General features: G+C 70.5%; 13 protein-coding genes and 1 tRNA gene. 4 read left to right on the plus strand and 10 right to left on the minus strand.

The window, feature by feature from the left end:
* Positions 1-73 precede the first annotated feature (73 nt).
* The 3 genes from dgcA to RGE_RS24915 form a co-directional block, all read right to left on the minus strand.
* Positions 74-1,060 carry an N-acetyl-D-Glu racemase DgcA gene (dgcA, locus tag RGE_RS13020; protein WP_014428879.1) on the minus strand — a complete coding sequence of 329 codons (987 nt, stop codon included), beginning with the start codon at positions 1,058-1,060 and terminating at the stop codon, positions 74-76.
* A complete protein-coding gene (gene dgcN, locus RGE_RS13025; protein WP_014428880.1) occupies positions 1,053-2,075 on the minus strand; it encodes an N-acetyltransferase DgcN in 1,023 nt (340 codons plus the stop codon). Before dgcN ends, dgcA begins: the two co-directional genes overlap by 8 nt.
* Positions 2,076-2,151: 76 nt before the next feature.
* Entirely contained in the window at positions 2,152-3,903 is a 1,752-nt protein-coding gene (locus RGE_RS24915; protein ID WP_014428881.1) for a methyl-accepting chemotaxis protein, read from the minus strand.
* A 433-nt stretch (positions 3,904-4,336) separates the two neighbouring features.
* Here RGE_RS24915 and RGE_RS13035 point away from each other — a divergent pair, with 433 nt between their 5' ends.
* Entirely contained in the window at positions 4,337-7,108 is a 2,772-nt protein-coding gene (locus RGE_RS13035) for a TonB-dependent receptor (RefSeq protein WP_014428883.1), read from the plus strand.
* A 55-nt stretch (positions 7,109-7,163) separates the two neighbouring features.
* On the opposite strand, the gene RGE_RS24595 is transcribed toward RGE_RS13035, so the two are convergent.
* From RGE_RS24595 to RGE_RS13055, 4 genes are all read right to left on the minus strand, one after another.
* The gene (locus RGE_RS24595) at positions 7,164-7,940 is read right to left on the minus strand and encodes a PEP-CTERM sorting domain-containing protein (protein ID WP_232504929.1); all 777 of its coding nucleotides are present in this window, start codon (positions 7,938-7,940) and stop codon (positions 7,164-7,166) included.
* A gap of 379 nt (positions 7,941-8,319) precedes the next feature.
* A tRNA-Val gene (locus tag RGE_RS13045) sits at positions 8,320-8,396 on the minus strand.
* Between the two features lie 85 nt (positions 8,397-8,481).
* Entirely contained in the window at positions 8,482-10,719 is a 2,238-nt protein-coding gene (locus RGE_RS13050) for a RelA/SpoT family protein (RefSeq protein WP_014428885.1), read from the minus strand.
* Entirely contained in the window at positions 10,719-11,579 is an 861-nt protein-coding gene (locus tag RGE_RS13055; protein ID WP_014428886.1) for an alpha/beta fold hydrolase, read from the minus strand. Before RGE_RS13055 ends, RGE_RS13050 begins: the two co-directional genes overlap by 1 nt.
* Positions 11,580-11,657: 78 nt before the next feature.
* On the opposite strand from RGE_RS13055, the gene RGE_RS13060 reads away from it, so the two are divergent.
* Entirely contained in the window at positions 11,658-12,431 is a 774-nt protein-coding gene (locus tag RGE_RS13060) for a 3-hydroxybutyrate dehydrogenase (protein WP_014428887.1), read from the plus strand.
* Positions 12,432-12,456: 25 nt separating this feature from the next.
* On the opposite strand, the gene RGE_RS13065 is transcribed toward RGE_RS13060, so the two are convergent.
* The gene (locus RGE_RS13065; protein WP_014428888.1) at positions 12,457-13,158 is read right to left on the minus strand and encodes an SIMPL domain-containing protein; all 702 of its coding nucleotides are present in this window, start codon (positions 13,156-13,158) and stop codon (positions 12,457-12,459) included.
* A 175-nt stretch (positions 13,159-13,333) separates the two neighbouring features.
* Here RGE_RS13065 and ompR point away from each other — a divergent pair, with 175 nt between their 5' ends.
* Together ompR and RGE_RS13075 are read left to right on the plus strand one after the other, a co-directional pair.
* A complete protein-coding gene (gene ompR / locus RGE_RS13070; RefSeq protein ID WP_014428889.1) occupies positions 13,334-14,068 on the plus strand; it encodes an osmolarity response regulator transcription factor OmpR in 735 nt (244 codons plus the stop codon).
* Between the two features lie 106 nt (positions 14,069-14,174).
* The gene (locus RGE_RS13075) at positions 14,175-15,503 is read left to right on the plus strand and encodes a sensor histidine kinase (RefSeq protein ID WP_014428890.1); all 1,329 of its coding nucleotides are present in this window, start codon (positions 14,175-14,177) and stop codon (positions 15,501-15,503) included.
* Here RGE_RS13075 and ispF read toward each other — a convergent pair whose 3' ends face one another.
* Both ispF and ispD read right to left on the minus strand, forming a co-directional pair.
* Positions 15,504-15,983, minus strand: coding sequence for a 2-C-methyl-D-erythritol 2,4-cyclodiphosphate synthase (gene ispF, locus RGE_RS13080; RefSeq protein ID WP_014428891.1), 480 nt, complete (start codon positions 15,981-15,983; stop codon positions 15,504-15,506).
* Complete coding sequence (gene ispD, locus RGE_RS13085) at positions 15,980-16,669, minus strand: 2-C-methyl-D-erythritol 4-phosphate cytidylyltransferase (protein ID WP_014428892.1); 690 nt, start codon at positions 16,667-16,669, stop codon at positions 15,980-15,982. The genes ispF and ispD overlap by 4 nt, the downstream gene beginning before the upstream one ends.
* Positions 16,670-16,675: the final 6 nt, after the last annotated feature.

Below are 16,675 nucleotides of genomic sequence, written 5' to 3' on the forward strand. Positions count from 1 at the left end.
GCCTGCGACTGTGGCGCGCCGCGACGCCGGCCGCGCCGGAGTTTTCCCTAGCGCCGAACGGCGCCTGAGGTCCTCAGCCCCAGAGCCCGGCGGGCGCCGGCTGCATCAGGCTGCCGTCGAAGGCGAAGCCCGGCACGCGGTCGCGCGCCAGCAGAAGCGGGCCGTCGAGGTCGACGAAACGCGCCCAGGGCGCGAGCAGGAAGGCCGGCGCCATGGCCAGCGAAGTGCCGAGCATGCAGCCGACCATCAGCCCGAGGCCGCGTTCGCGCGCCGCGTTCGCCACCTCGATCGCCTCGGTGAGGCCGCCGGTCTTGTCGAGCTTGACGTTGACATAGGCGTAGCGCCGCGCGACGGTGTCCAGCGTCTCGCGGCCGTGGAAGCTCTCGTCGGCGCACAGCGGCACCGGCGAGGCGAAGCCTTCGAGCACCGCGTCGGCGGCGGCCGGCAGCGGCTGCTCGATCAAGGCGACGCCGGCCTGGGCGCAGGCGGCGAGGTGGCGGTCCAGGTTCGCTTCGCTCCAGGCCTCGTTGGCGTCGACGATCAGCGTCGCGCCGGGCGCCGCGGCGCGAACGGCACGGATGCGCTCCTCGTCGCCGTCGCCGCCGAGCTTGACCTTCAGCAGCGGACGCTCGGCGGCGCGCGCCGCGGCGGCGGCCATCGTGCCGGGGTCGCCCAGGCTCAGTGTGTAGGCGGTGACGGTCGGCTGCGGCTCGGGCAGGCCGGCCTGCGCCCAGACCGGGCGGCCGGCGCGACGCGCCTCCAGCGCCCAGAGCGCGGCGTCGAGCGCGTTGCGGGCCGCGCCGGCCGGCATCGCGGCGGCGAGATCGGCACGCCGGCCGCCGGCAGCGAGCCAGGCGGACTGGGCACGCATCAGTTCGGCAACGCCCTCGACCGTTTCGCCGTAGCGCGCGTAGGGCACGCACTCGCCCTGCCCGGTCACGCCGCCCTGCGTGACGCTGGCGACGACGACCACGGCCTCGGTCTTGGTACCGCGCGAGATCGTGAAGCCGCCGGCGATCGGCCAGCGCTCGACCGCGACCTCGAGGCGGGCCTCAGACACGGCCGCTCTCGGGGAAGTCGGCGAGCAGGCGGTCGACGAGCACGTCGACGCCGTAGCGCACCGGGTCGGTGGCCGGCAGGCCGTGTTCGTGCGCCAGCTCGGCCAGCAGTGCGCGCGCCTCGGCCTCGCCCAGCGCCTTGGTGTTGATCGCGATGCCGACCGGGCGGATCGCCGGGTTGGTCAGCCGGCCGCAGCGCACGGTCAGCTCGATGACCTCGGCGATCGTCGGCAGCGCGTGCGTCACGCCGCGCATCGTGCGCCGCGTCGGCTCGTGGCAGACGACGAAGGCGTCGGGCTGGGCGCCATGCAGCAGGCCCAGCGAGACGCCGGCGAACGAGGGGTGGAACAGCGAGCCCTGGCCTTCGATCAGGTCCCAGTGGCCGGGTGCGGCGGCCGGCGCCAGCCATTCGACGGCGCCGGAGATGAAGTCGGCGACGACGGCGTCGATGGCCACGCCGTGGCCGGAGATGAAGACGCCGGTCTGGCCGGTGGCGCGGAAGTCGGCGTCCAGGCCGCGGGCGCGCATCGCACGTTCCAGCGCCAGCGCGGTGTACTTCTTGCCCGACGAGCAGTCGGTGCCGACGGTCAGCAGCCGCAGCCCGGAGCGCTTGGTGCCCTTGCCGGTGGCGAAGGTCTGGTCGTTGTGGCGCACGTCGAAGAGCTGCACGCCGTTGTGCGCCGCGGCCTCGCGGATCTCGGGGATCTGGCCCAGGCGCACGTGCAGCCCGCTGGCGACGTCGAGCCCGGCCTCGATGGCCTGGACGATGGTCGCCACCCAGTGCGCCGGCAGCACTCCGCCGGCGTTGGCGACGCCGACGATCAGCGTCTTCGCGCCGGCGGCCACGCCTTCGGCGATCGTCATCTCGGGCAGGCCGAGGTCGGCCTGGCAGCCGGGCAACCGGGTCTGGCCGAGACACCACTCTCGACGCCAGTCGACGATGCCGTGGGCGGTCTTGGCGGCGAGCTGGTCGTGCACGTCGCCGAGGAACATCAGGTACGGATGCGCAATGTCCATCGAAGCTCCTGAGGATCGGGGCGGCTGACGCTCGGCGCCGCGGCCGTGCCCCGATTGTGCGCAAAGCCTGGACGACTCAGAAGCTCGTCCAGTCGTCGTCGGCCGCCGGCGCCGTGGCCGCCGCGGGTGCGGGAGCCGGCGCGGCCTTGGCCGGCTTGCTCGCTGGCGCCGGCCGGGCGGCAGGCGCCAGCGCGACCGGCGGCGCGACCGGCGCCGAGACGGGCGCCACGGCTGCGGGCACCGGCGCATGGCGCGGCACAGCCGCGGCGGCGTCCACGCGGAAGACCGAGACCGCCTCGACCAGCAGCCCGGCCTGCTGGCGCAGGCTGTCGGCGGCCGAAGCGCTCTCCTCGACCAGCGCGGCGTTCTGCTGCGTCACCTGGTCCATCTGCGTCACCGCCTCGGCGACCTGGCCGACGCCGCGGCTCTGCTCGCCACTGGCCGAGCTGATCTCGCCGACGATGTCGCTGACGCGGCGGATCGACGCGACGATCTCGTCCATGCGCGCGCCGGCCTGGTCGACCAGCGTGCTGCCCTGCTCGACCTGCTCGACGCTGTGGGTGATCAGGCCCTTGATCTCGCGTGCCGCCGTGGCCGAACGCTGCGCGAGGTTGCGCACCTCGCCGGCGACGACCGCGAAGCCGCGGCCCTGCTCGCCGGCACGCGCCGCCTCGACCGCGGCGTTGAGCGCCAGGATGTTGGTCTGGAAAGCGATGCCGTCGATCGTGCCGATGATGTCGGCGATGCGGCGGCTGGAGTCGTTGATGTCCTTCATCGTCGTCACGACCTGGGCGACGACCTCGCCGCCGCGCGAGGCGGCGTCGGAGGCGCTGCGCGCGAGCTGGTCGGCCTGCTGGGCGTTGTCGGCGTTGTGGCGCACGGTCTCGCCGAGCTCGCTCATCGTCGCGGCGGTCTGCTGCAGCGCGCTGGCCTGCTCCTCGGTGCGCTGGCTGAGGTCCTGGTTGCCCAGCGCGATCTGGGCGCTGGCGGTGGCCACGCTCTCGGCGTTGCGGCGCACGCTGCCGACGGTGGCCACCAGCGACTCCTGCATGCGCGCCAGCGCGGCCAGCATCTCGCCGGTCTCGTCGTAGCGGCGCACCTCGATGCGCTGCGTCAGGTCACCGGCGGCGACGCGGTTGGCCGCGTCCACCGCCTCGCGCAGCGGCCGCACCACCGAACGTGTCATCAGCACGGCGGCGCCGATGCCGAGCAGCGTGCCGAACAGGCCCCCGACGAACAGCAAGCGGGTGGCCAGGGTCTCGTCCTCGGACGCCGTGACGGCGCCGCGCGAGGCCAGTTCGACCATGTGAGCGATCCAGGCCTTGCCCGCGCGGTCGGCGGCTGTGAACGCCTGCGCCGAGTCGCCGAGCATCAGCTTGGAGGCGCGGTCCTCGAGCGAGGCGTCGCCGGCGGATGCGCGCGACATGGCCTCGATGTCGGGCCACAACCTGCGATAGGTCTCGACGGCGGCCTTGAAGGCTTCGGTGTTGCGACGGTCGGTGTCGTCGCTGATGTCCTCGCGGAAGTACCTCGCGAGGCTCTCGTCGAGCGACTTGTCGACGCCGGCGATGCGGGCCTGGATCTGTTCCTTCTCGGCCAGGTCGCCGGTCGAGAGGTGGCGGTATTCGAGGATGCGACGGTCGGACAGGTAGCCCCGCGCCTCGTTCATCGTGGTCAGGCTGGGGACGATGTTGGTCGTGAAGTAGCGGACGTTGCCGGCGATCGAGTGCGTCTGGGTCGCGGCCGTGATCGACATCGCGATCATCAGCACGACCAGCAAGCCGAACGCCAGGCCCAGACGCGGGCCTATCTTGAGTTTCGCGAGCATGAGGGACCTCTTTCTTGTTCGTGGTTGACGGTACGAGAGCGCGAGTTCGACGCGCTGCCCGCGCTGACATACGCAGGCAGAACCCGTGGCCGAGCCATTGCGGCGGCTTACGACGCGCAGAACGTGCCGCTCGCCCGGGCCGCGATCGGCGCCTTGGGGTTCTTCGTGTCTTTCATTCGGCCATCGAGGCCAAGAATGAAGCCGATTTCTGCGACTTGCGCGCTTCAACCGCTTTGGCGAAGCCGGCGCTTCATCGCGCGGAAGGAGTCGCGCGCAGCGGCTTGGCCTGCGCCGCGTCAAGCCAGGACACCCCGAGGGCAGCTTCTGTCATCGAAACCGGCTTGTTGCCCGTTGGTGTCTGAATGGTGAATTGCCACCACAATCGCTGTGGGCATCAGACCCACAGTACCCACGACAGTCCCGAGGATCACCGATGAGCCGCGATCCCTTGCGCCGCTTCAGCCCCATTGCCGCCGCCTGCGCGGCCCTACTCGCCGTCGGCGCCGTGCGCCCGGCCTCGGCCCAGCAGGCCCCGACGACGGCGACGCCGCCGTCCAAGGCCGAGCGCATCGAGATCACCGGCTCGCGCATCAAGCGCACCGAGGACGAGAGCGCGCTGCCAGTGCAGGTGATCACGCGCGAGGAGATCATCAAGTCCGGCGTCACGACCGCCGCCGAGGCGATGCGCAACCTCAGCGCCAATAGCGGCGGCCTGAGCGACGGCGGCAGCATCAGCCCCGGCGCCTACGACCAGAAGGGCTTCAATTCAGCCAATCTGCGCGGCATCGGCACCTCGTCGACGCTGGTGCTGCTCAACGGCCGGCGCATGGCCAACTTCGCCTCGCCCGGCGACGACGCCGGCGTCGACCTGAACAACATCCCGGCGGCGGCGATCGACCGCATCGAGGTGCTGCTGGACGGCGCTTCGGCCGTCTACGGCACCGACGCGATCTCCGGCGTCATCAACTTCATCACGCGCAAGGACTACACCGGCGCCGAGGTCAACGTCTACGTCGGCGACAGCCAGGAAGGCGGCGCTGGCAAGCGCGCCGCGTCGGTCACCGCCGGCTACGGCACGCTGGCCGACAACGGCTTCAACATCTTCGGCGTCTTCGACGTGCAGCGCACCGATGCGCTCAGCACCTCGCAGCGCAGCTTCATCAAGGACCTGAAGATCCCCGAGCGGCTGCCGCACCTGCTGTCGGGCTACACGAGCCCGGCCAACATCCGGCTCAGCGGCGATCAGCTGGAGTACCTGCAGTCGCAGGGCGTGCAGATCAACGGTTCGCTGATCGACAGCCGCACGATCAACTTCTCGGCGCCGAACTGCAACCCGCCGGCCAACCTGCACCTGCCCACCGGCACCGGCGGCGCGCAAGCCTGTACCTACGACTACATGCGCGACACCGAGCTGTACCCGAAGTCCGAGAAGCTGAGCTTCCTGGGCCGCGGCGTCACCGAGATCGCCGGCGGGCACGAACTCTTCGCCGAAGTGGCGCTGGCGCGCGCCAAGACCTGGTACGTCGGCTCGGCCGCACGCGTCACCGGCACCATCGACTACTCGCTGGTGCCCGAACTCGCCGGCCTTAGCGGCCTGCAGGACGTCGACCCGGAGATCGAGCTGCGCATGCGGCTGGAAGAAGCCGGCAGGCGCACCAGCGAGCTCACCAGCACCAGCCAGCGCTACGTCGTCGGCATGAGCGGCAGCGTCGGCGACTGGGACTACGAGTGGGGGCTCAACCACAGCGTCAGCTCCGTCTCCGACCGCGACACCCACGGCTACCTGCTCTACAACGAGCTGATGCAAGGCATCGCCGACGGCCTGGTGAACCCCTTCGGGCCGTCGTCGGCCGCCGGACAGGCGCTGATCGACAGCATCCAGGTCGACAACGTCGTGCGCCGCGCGCGCGGCACGATGGACTCGCTGGACTTCAGCGTGACGCGCTCGTTCGGCAAGCTCGACGGCGGGCCGATCGGCGTCGCGCTGGGCGGCGAACTGCGGCGCGAGAAGAGCACCTTCAATCCGTCGGCGCTGCTGATGAGCGACAACATCAACAACGACTTCGCGCCCGAAGGCGGCGAGGCCACCAGCGACCAGCGCCGCGTCGCCGCGTTCTACGGCGAGATGCAGCTGCCGCTGACGAAGAAGCTGGAGCTGCAGCTCGCCGCGCGTTTCGACCATTACGAAGGCGTCGGCAACACGGCCAATCCGAAGATCGGCGCGCGTTACCTGGTGAGCCCGCAGTGGCTGCTGCGCAGCTCGTTCGGCACGGGCTTCCGCGCGCCGTCGATGAACGACCTGCACCGTCCGACGCAGTACGGTACGACCTCGACGCTGCCCGACCCGGTGTACTGCGCCACCGTCGACAACGACTTGGCCGACTGCGCCTGGAACTGGGACACGCGCCACTACAGCAACGCCAAGCTCAAGCCCGAGCACTCGCGCCAGTTCTCGCTGGGCACGGTGTTCAACCCGCACCCGCTGTGGAGCGTGAGCCTGGACTACTGGAACATCCAGAAGCGCGACGTCATCAGCGAGGTCGGCGACGACGTGATCCTGGCCAACCTCGACAAGTTCGAGAACCTCGTGCACCGCTACAACGAGAACGAGGGCCTGGACGGTTGCGACTACAACCCCGACGACAACTCGATCTGCTACATCGAGATGCGCAAGGAGAACCGCGGCCGGCAGAAGGCTTCGGGCCTGGACATCGTCGTCGAGATGAAGGGGCTGAAGACGCCGGCGGGCGTGTTCGGCACGCGGCTGGCCGGCACCTGGATGCTGCAGTCCGAGCAGCAGCCCAGCCCTGAACTGGGCTACATCAGCAACCTGGGCCGCTTCGTCACCGACGGCGTCGTGCAGCGCTGGCGCCACCGCCTGAGCTTCGACTGGGAACGCGGCGCCTGGAGCGCGAGCATCGGCAACACCTACTACTCGGGCTACAAGGACCAGAACTCGGCGATCAACACCGACGACGGCAGCGTCGTCGCGAAGAACCGGGTCAAGGCCTATTCGCTGTGGGACCTGTCGGGCGCCTACGAAGTCTCCAAGGACTTCACCGTGCGCGCCGGCGTGCAGAACGTGTTCGACACGGCGCCGCCGTTCTCCAACCAGGCCTACTACTTCATCTCGGGCTACGACCCGAGCTACACGGATCCGCGCGGCCGCTTCTTCTACGTGTCGGCGCGCTACCAGATCCACTGAACGCCGCGAGGCGCCACCGCCCGGGTGGCGCCTGCGCGACGGCGGCTGATGAAGCTCAGCCGCGGCGACGGCGCGCGGCCGCCAGACCCAGCAGCGCCATCGAGGCCAGCGCCAGCGTCGCCGGCTCGGGGATCGCCTCGCCGGTGACACGCACGTTGATGTCGCTGGACTTGTCCCAGCCGTTGCCCTGGCTGTCGACGACCTGCACCGCGCCCAGGTCGCTCTTATCGAAGATCAGGTACTTGCCGTCAGCGCCCTGCTGCGGCGTGCCGCTGAGCGCGGCATTGGAGGCGTGGCTCCACCACTCGTATTGATCGCCGTCGACACCGAAGTAATAGGTGACGCCGCCGTCGATCACGAGGTTCAGGTTGCTGAACACCGTCTGCGCGATGCCGTAGACGCCGCCACCCCAGCCTTCGTAGGTGTCGGTGACGCCATCGGCATAGCTGACGAAGGAATGCGTGATGTTCGGATTGCTGTTGGCATTGCCGCTGACGGCGCCTTCGGACACCCGCGACAGCGCGCTGCCGGCACGGCCGAAATAAAGCGCGATGTTGGCCACGTCCAGCGACAGCGGATCGAACTGCGCACCCCAGACGGTGATCGTGTCGATGCGGTACTTCTCGCCGGTCACGCCGATGCTGAAGTCGTCACCGGTGAACTCGGTGCCGCTCGCCGACCACGTGACGTTGCTGCGCGCGGCACCGGCGGCGTTGTTGAGGTTCAGGCTGGGCAGGCCGCGGTCGAACAGCAGCGGCGCGGCAGCCACGGGTTGCGAAACGGCGAACAGGCAGGCTGCCGACAGGGCAGCGGACAGGAGAGTCTTTTTCATCTTGGCGCTGATGGTCTGATTGATCTGGCGCAACGTCGCGCATTGGCGCGACATTGCCTGACGTAGCGTTTCCAGAGATTGCAATCGCCGTGCCCTCCTCTGCAAAACGCAGGCAAACCATTGGCGCAGAAGAAGCAATTCGGCAGCGCGAGAAAAGCCGAAGCGATGGCGACGCGGCGAATGTCAAATCGATCGACAGTTGACATTCCAATCGCCTTGCGACTGGACCGAAGCATCTGAAGCGATGCCTGCGCGCAAAGCGCCGTGATCGAAACCGTGCCGGACCTGAGCGTCCGGGGCCGCGCCGCACGATGCGTGCGCGCGAAGGCAGAAAAGACAAAGGCCCCGGCATTTCTGCCGGGGCCTTGTTCCTACCGTTTGGTAGGCGCGATTGGACTCGAACCAACGACCCCCACCATGTCAAGGTGGTGCTCTAACCAGCTGAGCTACGCGCCTGAAGAGCCTATGACTATATACGAGATCCGATTTTTTGCAAATACCCGACTGCTTTACCAGACCAAATTAGCGCAGCGATCGGGCCTCAGCGGCGCCGCGCGTGGCGCACGCCGCCGATGCCGGCCAGGTGCTTGAGCACCTGCGCCAGACGCGCGGTGTCGGACACCTCGATGGTAAACGTCATCCACGCGGTGCCGCCGCGCGCGTCCTTGACGCTCTGCGTGTGCACGCCGATGACGTTCATCTTCTCCTTGGCGAAGACCTCGGAGATGTCGCGCAGCAGGCCCTGGCGGTCGCTGGCCTCGATGATCACGTCCAGCGGGTAGACGCCGTCGCGCTCGCGACCCCACTCGACCTCGATGACGCGCCCCGGGTCCTTCTGCGCCATGTGGCGGAAGTTGGTGCAGTCGCGGCGGTGGATGGCCACGCCCTTGGCGCGCGTGACGAAGCCGCCGATCGTGTCGGGCGGCGCCGGGCGGCAGCAGCGCGCCAGCGTCGTCAGCAGCGAATCGACGCCGACGACCAGCACCCCGCCCTTGCCCTTGCCGCTGCCTTCGTGGCGCGGCCGGCGCAGCGCGATGCCTTCGTCCTCCTCGGCCGGCGCCGGCGCGGCCGGGCGCAGGATCTGCTCGATGTTGCGCAGCGAGAACTCGTCCTTGCCGACGACCTCGAACAGCGCGTCCGCCGTCTTGAAGCCCAGCTGCTCGGCCAGCGACTCGAGCTTGACCGCGGTCTTGCCCTCGCGCTGCAGCAGCTTCTCGACCAGCTCGCGGCCGCGCGCGATCGTCAGCCCCTGCGCCTGGGCGTTGAACCAGGCGCGCACCTTGGCCTTGGCACGCGGGCTCTTCAGATAGCCCAGCTCGGGGTTGAGCCAGTCCATCGACGGCCCGCCTTCCTTGGCGGCGACGATCTCGATCGTCTGCCCCGAGACCAGCGCCGTGTTCAGCGGCACCATGGCGCCGTCGACCCGCGCGCCGCGGCAGCGGTGGCCCAGGTCGGTGTGCAGCGCGTAGGCGAAGTCCACCGGCGTGCCGCCCACCGGCAGGTCGATGACGTTGACCTGCGGCGTGAAGACGTAGATGCGGTCGTCGAACACCGCCGAGGCGGTGGCGTCCTGCGTCGTCGCGAAGTCGCGTTCCCAGGCCAGCAGCTCGCGCAGCACGGCCTTGCGCGCCTCGGCCAGGCGCTCGTTGAAGTCGCCCGCGGCGCTGACGCCGGCGTAGCCGCGCACGCCGGCTTCCTTGTACATCCAGTGTGCGGCGACGCCGTGCTCGGCGTGCTCGTGCATCGCGCGCGTGCGGATCTGCACTTCCAGCGCCCGGCCGTCGTCGTCGAGCACGACGGTGTGCAGCGACTGGTAGCCGTTGGGCTTGGGCCGCGCGATGTAGTCGTCGTACTCGCCGTCGACGGCGCGGTAGCACTCGTGCACACGCGACAGCGCCGCGTAGCAGCCGGCGACGTCGTCGACGATGACACGCAGCGCGCTCAGGTCGAAGACACGCTCGATCGGCAGCCCCTTGCCGCGCATCTTCTTCCAGATGCTGTGCAGATGCTTCGGCCGGCCGTAGACCTCGGCGCGCAGGCCGGCCTCGGCCAGGCGCTCGCGCAGGCGGCGGCGCGCGCCTTCGATGCGCTGCTCGCGCTCGACACGCTTCTCGTCGAGCAGGCGCGCGATGCGCTTGTACTCGTCGGGCTGCAGGAAGCGGAAGGCCAGGTCCTCCAGCTCCCACTTGATCTGCCAGATGCCCAGGCGGTTGGCCAGCGGCGCGAAGATCTGCTGCGTCTCCTCGGCCAGCACTTCCGGACAGGGGACACGCTCGGCGGCGTACCAGCGCAGCGTCTGCAGCCGCGACGCCAGGCGCAGCAGCACGACACGCAGGTCGTGCGAGAAAGCGAGCAGCATCTTGCGCACCTGCTCGGCCTGCTGCTGGCGCTGCGCCTCCAGCACCGTCGCGGCCCGCGTGGCGCGCTGGATCTGCACCAGGCGCCGGGTGTGCGTCACCAGGCTGGCGTAGGACTGGCCGAAGGCCTTGGCGACCATCTCCTCGGGGTGCTGGAGGTAGTCGCCGGCGTAGACCAGGTAGGCGGCGGCGCGCATCGACGGCGCCGCGCCGATGGCCTGCAGGATCGCGGCGACACCGTCGGCGTGCACCAGCGCGGGCTCGCCGGTGTCGAGCAGGTGACCGGCCAGCAGCGGCTCGGCAAAAGCGCGGGCGCGTTCGAGCGCGGCGGCGCCGTCTTCGGCGACACCGGTTTCACGCGCCGCCAGTTCGACGATCGCGGCCGCGTCGACGGCCGCTTCGGAAGGTTCGGCGGTTCTCATCAGGACAAGAGGAAATCGCGGACGACGGCGCGCTGCTCCGGCTGCACCAGCATCGGCGCGTGGCCGACCCCGGCGAACTCGTGCAGCTGCGCACGCGGGCCGCGGCGCGTCATCGCCTCGGCGGTGGCGCGCGACAACAGATCGGAATCGGCGCCGCGCAACAGCAGCGTCGGGCAGCCGAGGCCGTCCCAGGCGGCCCACAGCGCGGCTTCGCCGGCGGCGGCGATCTCGGGCGTCATCGCCCGGAACGGGACCGCGATCGCCGGGTCGTAGTGCGGGATCCAGCCGTCGCCGTCGGCGACGAGCTGCGGCCGGGTCAGCGCCAGCCATTGTTCGGGCGTGTGCGAGCCGAAACCCAGCGACACCTGGCGGATCGCCTCGGCGGCGTCCTCGACGCTGGCCCAGCGCACCGGCTGGCCGAGGTAGCCCTTGATGCGCTCCAGCGCCGCCGGCTCGATCGCCGGGCCGACGTCGTTGAGCACCAGGCGGCGCACCGGCGAGCCGGCCAGGCTGGCGACGCCCAGGCCGATCAGCCCGCCCATCGAGGTGCCGACCCAGTCGACCGTGTCGACGTCCAGCCGCGCCAGCAGCGTGACGATGTCGGCGACGTACTGCGGCACCGTGTAGCCCGCCGGGTCGGCGAGCCGACCGCTGCGGCCGCGGCCGACGATGTCGGGGCAGACCACGCGCAACTGCGGCGCCAGGTCCATCGCCAGCGTGTCGAAGTCGCGCCCCTGGCGCGACAGGCCGTGCACGCAGACCACCGCGTGGCGCGCCGACGGATCGCCCCACTCCCAGTACGCCATGCGGTGCAGGCCCCGGGAATCCAGGCAAGACACGTCAGCAAGGCGGGGGTTCATGGGGGGCGACGAGGATGGTTGGCGCGGGAAGCGGTCCCGATAATCGTCCCATCGTAGCAACCGGCAAGGGGACGGCACATGCTCCAAGGAAAGACGGCGCTGGTGACGGGCTCGACGAGCGGCATCGGCCTCGGCATGGCGGTGGCGCTCGCGCAGCAGGGTGCGAAGCTGATGCTCAACGGCTTCGGCGACGTCGACGCCGCGCTGCAGACGGTGCGCGCCGCCGGCTCCGGCGAAGTCGCCTACCACGGCGCCGACATGCGCCGGCCCGACGAGATCGAGGATCTGGTGCACCAGTGCGAGCGCCAGTTCGGCGGCCCGGACATCGTCGTCAACAACGCCGGCATCCAGCACGTCGCGCTGGTCGAGGATTTCCCGGTCGAGCGCTGGGACGCGATCATCGCGATCAACCTCAGCTCGGCCTTCCACACGATGCGTGTGGCGCTGCCGGGCATGAAGCATCGCGGCTGGGGGCGCGTCATCAACGTCGCCTCGGTGCACGGGCTGGTGGCCTCGGCCGGCAAGAGCGCCTACGTCGCGGCCAAACACGGCATCGTCGGGCTGACGCGTGCCGCGGCGCTGGAATGCGCACGCAGCGGCGTCACCGTCAACGCGATCTGCCCCGGCTGGGTGCTGACGCCGCTGGTGCAAAAGCAGATCGACGCCCGCGCCGCCGAGCACGGGCTGTCGAACGAGGAAGCCGAGCGCCAGCTGCTGGCCGAGAAGGAGCCTTCGCTGCGCTTCACGACGCCCGAGCAACTGGCGGCGCTGGCGCTGTTCCTGTGTTCGCCGGCCGGTGACAACGTGCTCGGCACGGCCTGGAACATGGACGGCGGCTGGACGGCGCAGTAAGCCCCGCCCTGCCCTGCCGCGTCGGCTACTTGGCCGACATCTGCACGCTGCCCGAGACGCTGACCGTGACGCTGGCCTTGCCGGCTTCGACCGGCAGCGCCTCGTCGGCCATCGCGGCACGCGCCTTCATCGCCATCGGGAACACGCCCGACGGCGGCTCGCTGGCCGACACCGAGACCTCGCGAATGCCCCAGCCGCCGAAACCGAACTGGCGGCTGATCGTGTCCGCCTTGGCGCGAAAGCGCGCGATCGCCTCGGCCGACAGCTCGGCTTCGGCCTTCTCGCGCGCTTCGCGCGACAGCGAGTAGCCGACGCGTGCGATGGTCATCGTCTGCACCCGCCCGGTCAGCTGGGCGATGCCGGCGACGTCGCGGCCCTCGGCCACCAGCTCGGCGCTGCCCTGCCAGCCGTTGGCCACGCCTTTGCTGGAGTAGCGCGGGTACAGCGAGAAGCCGCCGGTGTGCAGCTCGATCTGGCCCGGCTTGGCGACCTTGCGCGCCTCGGCCAGCGCGGCGTCCAGCGCCTGCTTGAGCTGGGACTGCACGGTCTGCGCGTCGGGGCCTTCGCGCGAGGTCGAGAAGCTCACCGACAGCATGTCGCGCGGCACCTCGGCGGTGGCACTGGCCGACAGGCTGACGACGTTCTGCGGCGGCGGCAGCGTCTGCGCCTGGGCGGCGGCGGCGAGGCCGAACGCGGCGGCGGCGAAGGCCTTTCGGGCAAAGGGCATCACAACGTTTCCTTTCAGGAGCAAGGGTTGCTGACGAGGTTTCCCTCGTACAACGCGGGAACGGACCCCCGTGCGTGGCCGGAACGCCGCAAGACTTGTCACAACATGTCAGCAAACGCCGGGTCGGGCCGAAAACGGCCCGCACAATGCCGCTGTTACAAGTTTGGAGTCGGTGATGAACACCCCCGCCAATACCCGTCCCGACCGCATCGTGGTCGTCGACGATGATGCCCACATCCGCGACCTGCTGCGTCGCTACCTGTCGCAGGAAGGTTTCGAGGTCCTGCTCGCCGAAGACGCCAAGGCGCTGAACCGTGTGCTGACGCGCGACACGGTCGACCTGATCGTGCTGGACCTGATGCTGCCGGGCGAAGACGGCCTGTCGATCTGCCGCCGCCTGCGTGCGGCCAACGACCTGACGCCGATCATCATGCTCACCGCCAAGGTCGAGGACGTCGACCGCATCGTCGGCCTGGAAGTCGGCGCCGACGACTACCTGCCCAAGCCCTTCAACCCGCGCGAGCTGCTGGCGCGCATCCACGCCGTGCTGCGCCGCCGCCCGGCCCCGGAAGCGCCGGGCGCGCCGTCCAAGGAGCCGCAGGGCGTCAACTTCGGGCCCTTCGAGTTCGACCTGTCGCTGCGCCGCCTGTCCAAGAACGGCGAGCAGATCTCGCTGACCACCGGCGAGTTCTCGATGCTCAAGGCGCTGGTGCGCCACCCGCGCCAGCCGCTGTCGCGCGACAAGCTGGCGCAGCTGGCACGCGGGCGCGAGTTCGAACCCTTCGACCGCAGCCTGGACGTGCAGATCTCGCGCCTGCGCAAGATGCTCGAGCCCGACCCGGCGCAGCCGCGCTACATCCAGACCGTCTGGGGCGTGGGCTACGTCTTCGTGCCGGACGGCGCGAGCTGATGCCCGCCGGCGCTGACGCGCCGATGCGACAACCCGATGCGCGCCGCCCCCGGCGCGCCCTCCGAGCCCGCCCCGGCCCGCGACGCCGACGGCATCATCGCGGCCGATGGCACGAAAGACGATCGCCCTGAGCCTCTTCTGGCGCACCTTCTGCCTGCTGGCCATCCTGCTGGCCGGCGGGGTTTTCGCCTGGGTGCAGACCTTGCGCGCGCTGGAGTTCGAGCCGCGCGCGGTCGAGTCCGCACAGCAGATCGCCGGCCTGGTGAACCTGTCGCGCGCCGCGCTGCAGCAGGCCGACGGCATCAACCGCATCGCGCTCGTCAAGTCGCTGGGCCAGCAGGCGGCGGTGCGCGTCATGCCGCGCGAGCCGGGCGACCGCTGGGAAGGCTTCGAGGTCGACCGCTTCACGCGCCGCGTCGCGCGCGAGCTGAGGGCCGCGCTCGGCGAGGACGCGGTCGTCGCGCGCAGCGTCAACACCAAGCCGGGCTTGTGGGTCGGTTTCTCGATCGACGGCGACGCCTACTGGCTGCAGGTCGACGACAGCCACACCAGCCCGCTGACCAGCAACACCTGGTTCGTCTGGATCGGCATCGCGCTGCTGGCGACCCTCGTCGGCTCGGTGGCGATCGCGCGGCTGATCAACCGGCCGCTCAAACAGCTGTCCTTCGCCGCCAGCCGCATCCGCGAGGGCGACCTCGATTCGCGCCTGGATGAGAACACGCTGACCAGCGAGATCCGCGAGGTCAACCGCGGCTTCAACCGCATGGCGCGCGAACTGGCGCGTGTCGAGGAGGACCGCGCGGTGATGCTGGCCGGCATCAGCCACGACCTGCGCACCCCGCTGGCGCGGCTGCGGCTGGAAACCGAGATGAGCGTCTCCGACGACGAGGCCAAGCGCAACATGGCGCTGGACATCGACCAGCTCGACGCGATCATCGACAAGTTCATGGACTACGCGCGCCCGGGCGAGACGCAGATGCGCCCGGTGCACGTCTCGCAGCTGATCGACCGCGAGGCCGCCGGTTTCCGCGACCCGACGCAGATCCGCATCCACTCACGCGTGGCCATCGACCTGAAGGTGCTGGCCGACGAGACCGAGCTCGGCCGCGTCTTCTCCAACCTGTTCGAGAACGCGCGCCGCTACGGCCGCAACACCGACACCGGCATCGCCGAGGTGACGATCTCCTATGCGCGCACCGGCCCCTGGGTCATCGTCAGCGTGCGCGACACCGGCCCCGGCGTGCCTCCGGAGAAGCTGTCGCAGCTGACGACGCCGTTCTTCCGCGGCGACGCGGCGCGCACCGCCGCCACCGGCGCCGGCCTGGGCCTGGCCATCGTCGACAAGGCGATGCAGCGCATGGGCGGCAGCCTGGAACTGGCGAACGCGCCAGACGGCGGCCTGATGGCGCACATGCGGCTGCGCCGCGCGCCCTGATCAGGCGCGCACCAGCAGACAGGCAGCGCGCGTCTCGATCGAGCGCCCTTCGCCGACCGGCCCCAGCTTCTCGGCCGTCTTGGCCTTGACGTTGACGCGGTCGACGCCGATCGCCAGCAGCTCGGCGATGCGCGTGCGCATCGCGGCTATGTGCGGCGCCATCTTCGGCGCCTGGGCGACGATGGTGGAGTCGACGTTGACGATCTCCCAGCCGGCGGCGCGCACGCGACGCGCGCATTCGGCCAGCAGCACGCCAGAGTCGGCGCCCTTGAACTCGGCCGCGGTGTCGGGGAAATGGCTGCCGATGTCGCCCAGGCCGGCGGCGCCGAAGAGCGCGTCGGTGATCGCGTGCAGCAGCGCGTCGGCATCGCTGTGGCCGAGCAGGCCGTGGCTGTGCGGGATGGTCACGCCGCCGAGGATCAGCGGACGGCCGGCCACGAGCTGGTGGGTGTCCCAGCCCTCGCCGATACGGAAGTTCATCGTGTCTCCAGCAGACGGGCGGCCAGCGCGAAGTCGGCCGGCCAGGTGACTTTCAGGTTCTCCAGGTCGCCGGGCACCAGCCGCGGCGCCAGCCCCAGCGCCTCGACGGCGCTGGACTCGTCGGTGACGTGTTCGCCGGCCTCCGCCAGCGCACGCGCCAGCAGGCCGATGCGGAACATCTGCGGCGTCTGCGCCGCCCACTTGCCGGCGCGTGGCACGGTGTCGGCGACACGGCCGGCTTCCTCGGCTTTCAGCGTGTCGGCCAGCGGCAGCGCCAGCAGCCCGCCGACCGGGTCGGCGAGGCAGGCATCGATCAGGCGCTCGACCCACTCGGGGCGCAGCAGGCAGCGTGCGGCGTCGTGCACCAGCACCCAGTCCTCGTCGTGGGCGCCGAGTTCGCGCAGCACCGGCAGGCCGTTGGCGACACTCTCGGCCCGCGTGGCGCCACCGCAGCGGGAGAGCCAGCCGGCCCAGCCGGGCACCGCGGTCTCGAACTGCGTGTCCTCGGGCGACAGCACGACCAGCGTGCCCGCCAGCCGCGGCACCGCGGCCAGCGCCGCCAGCGTGTGCGCGACGACCGCCCGGCCGGCCAGCGGCGCGTATTGTTTGGGGCCACCGGCACCGGCCCTCAGGCCGACACCGGCGCACGGAACCAGGGCAAAACAGCGGGTCGGCGGCACAGTCATGCAGCG

The organism is Rubrivivax gelatinosus IL144, assembly GCF_000284255.1.
Taxonomy (GTDB): Bacteria; Pseudomonadota; Gammaproteobacteria; order Burkholderiales; family Burkholderiaceae_C; genus Rubrivivax; species Rubrivivax gelatinosus_A.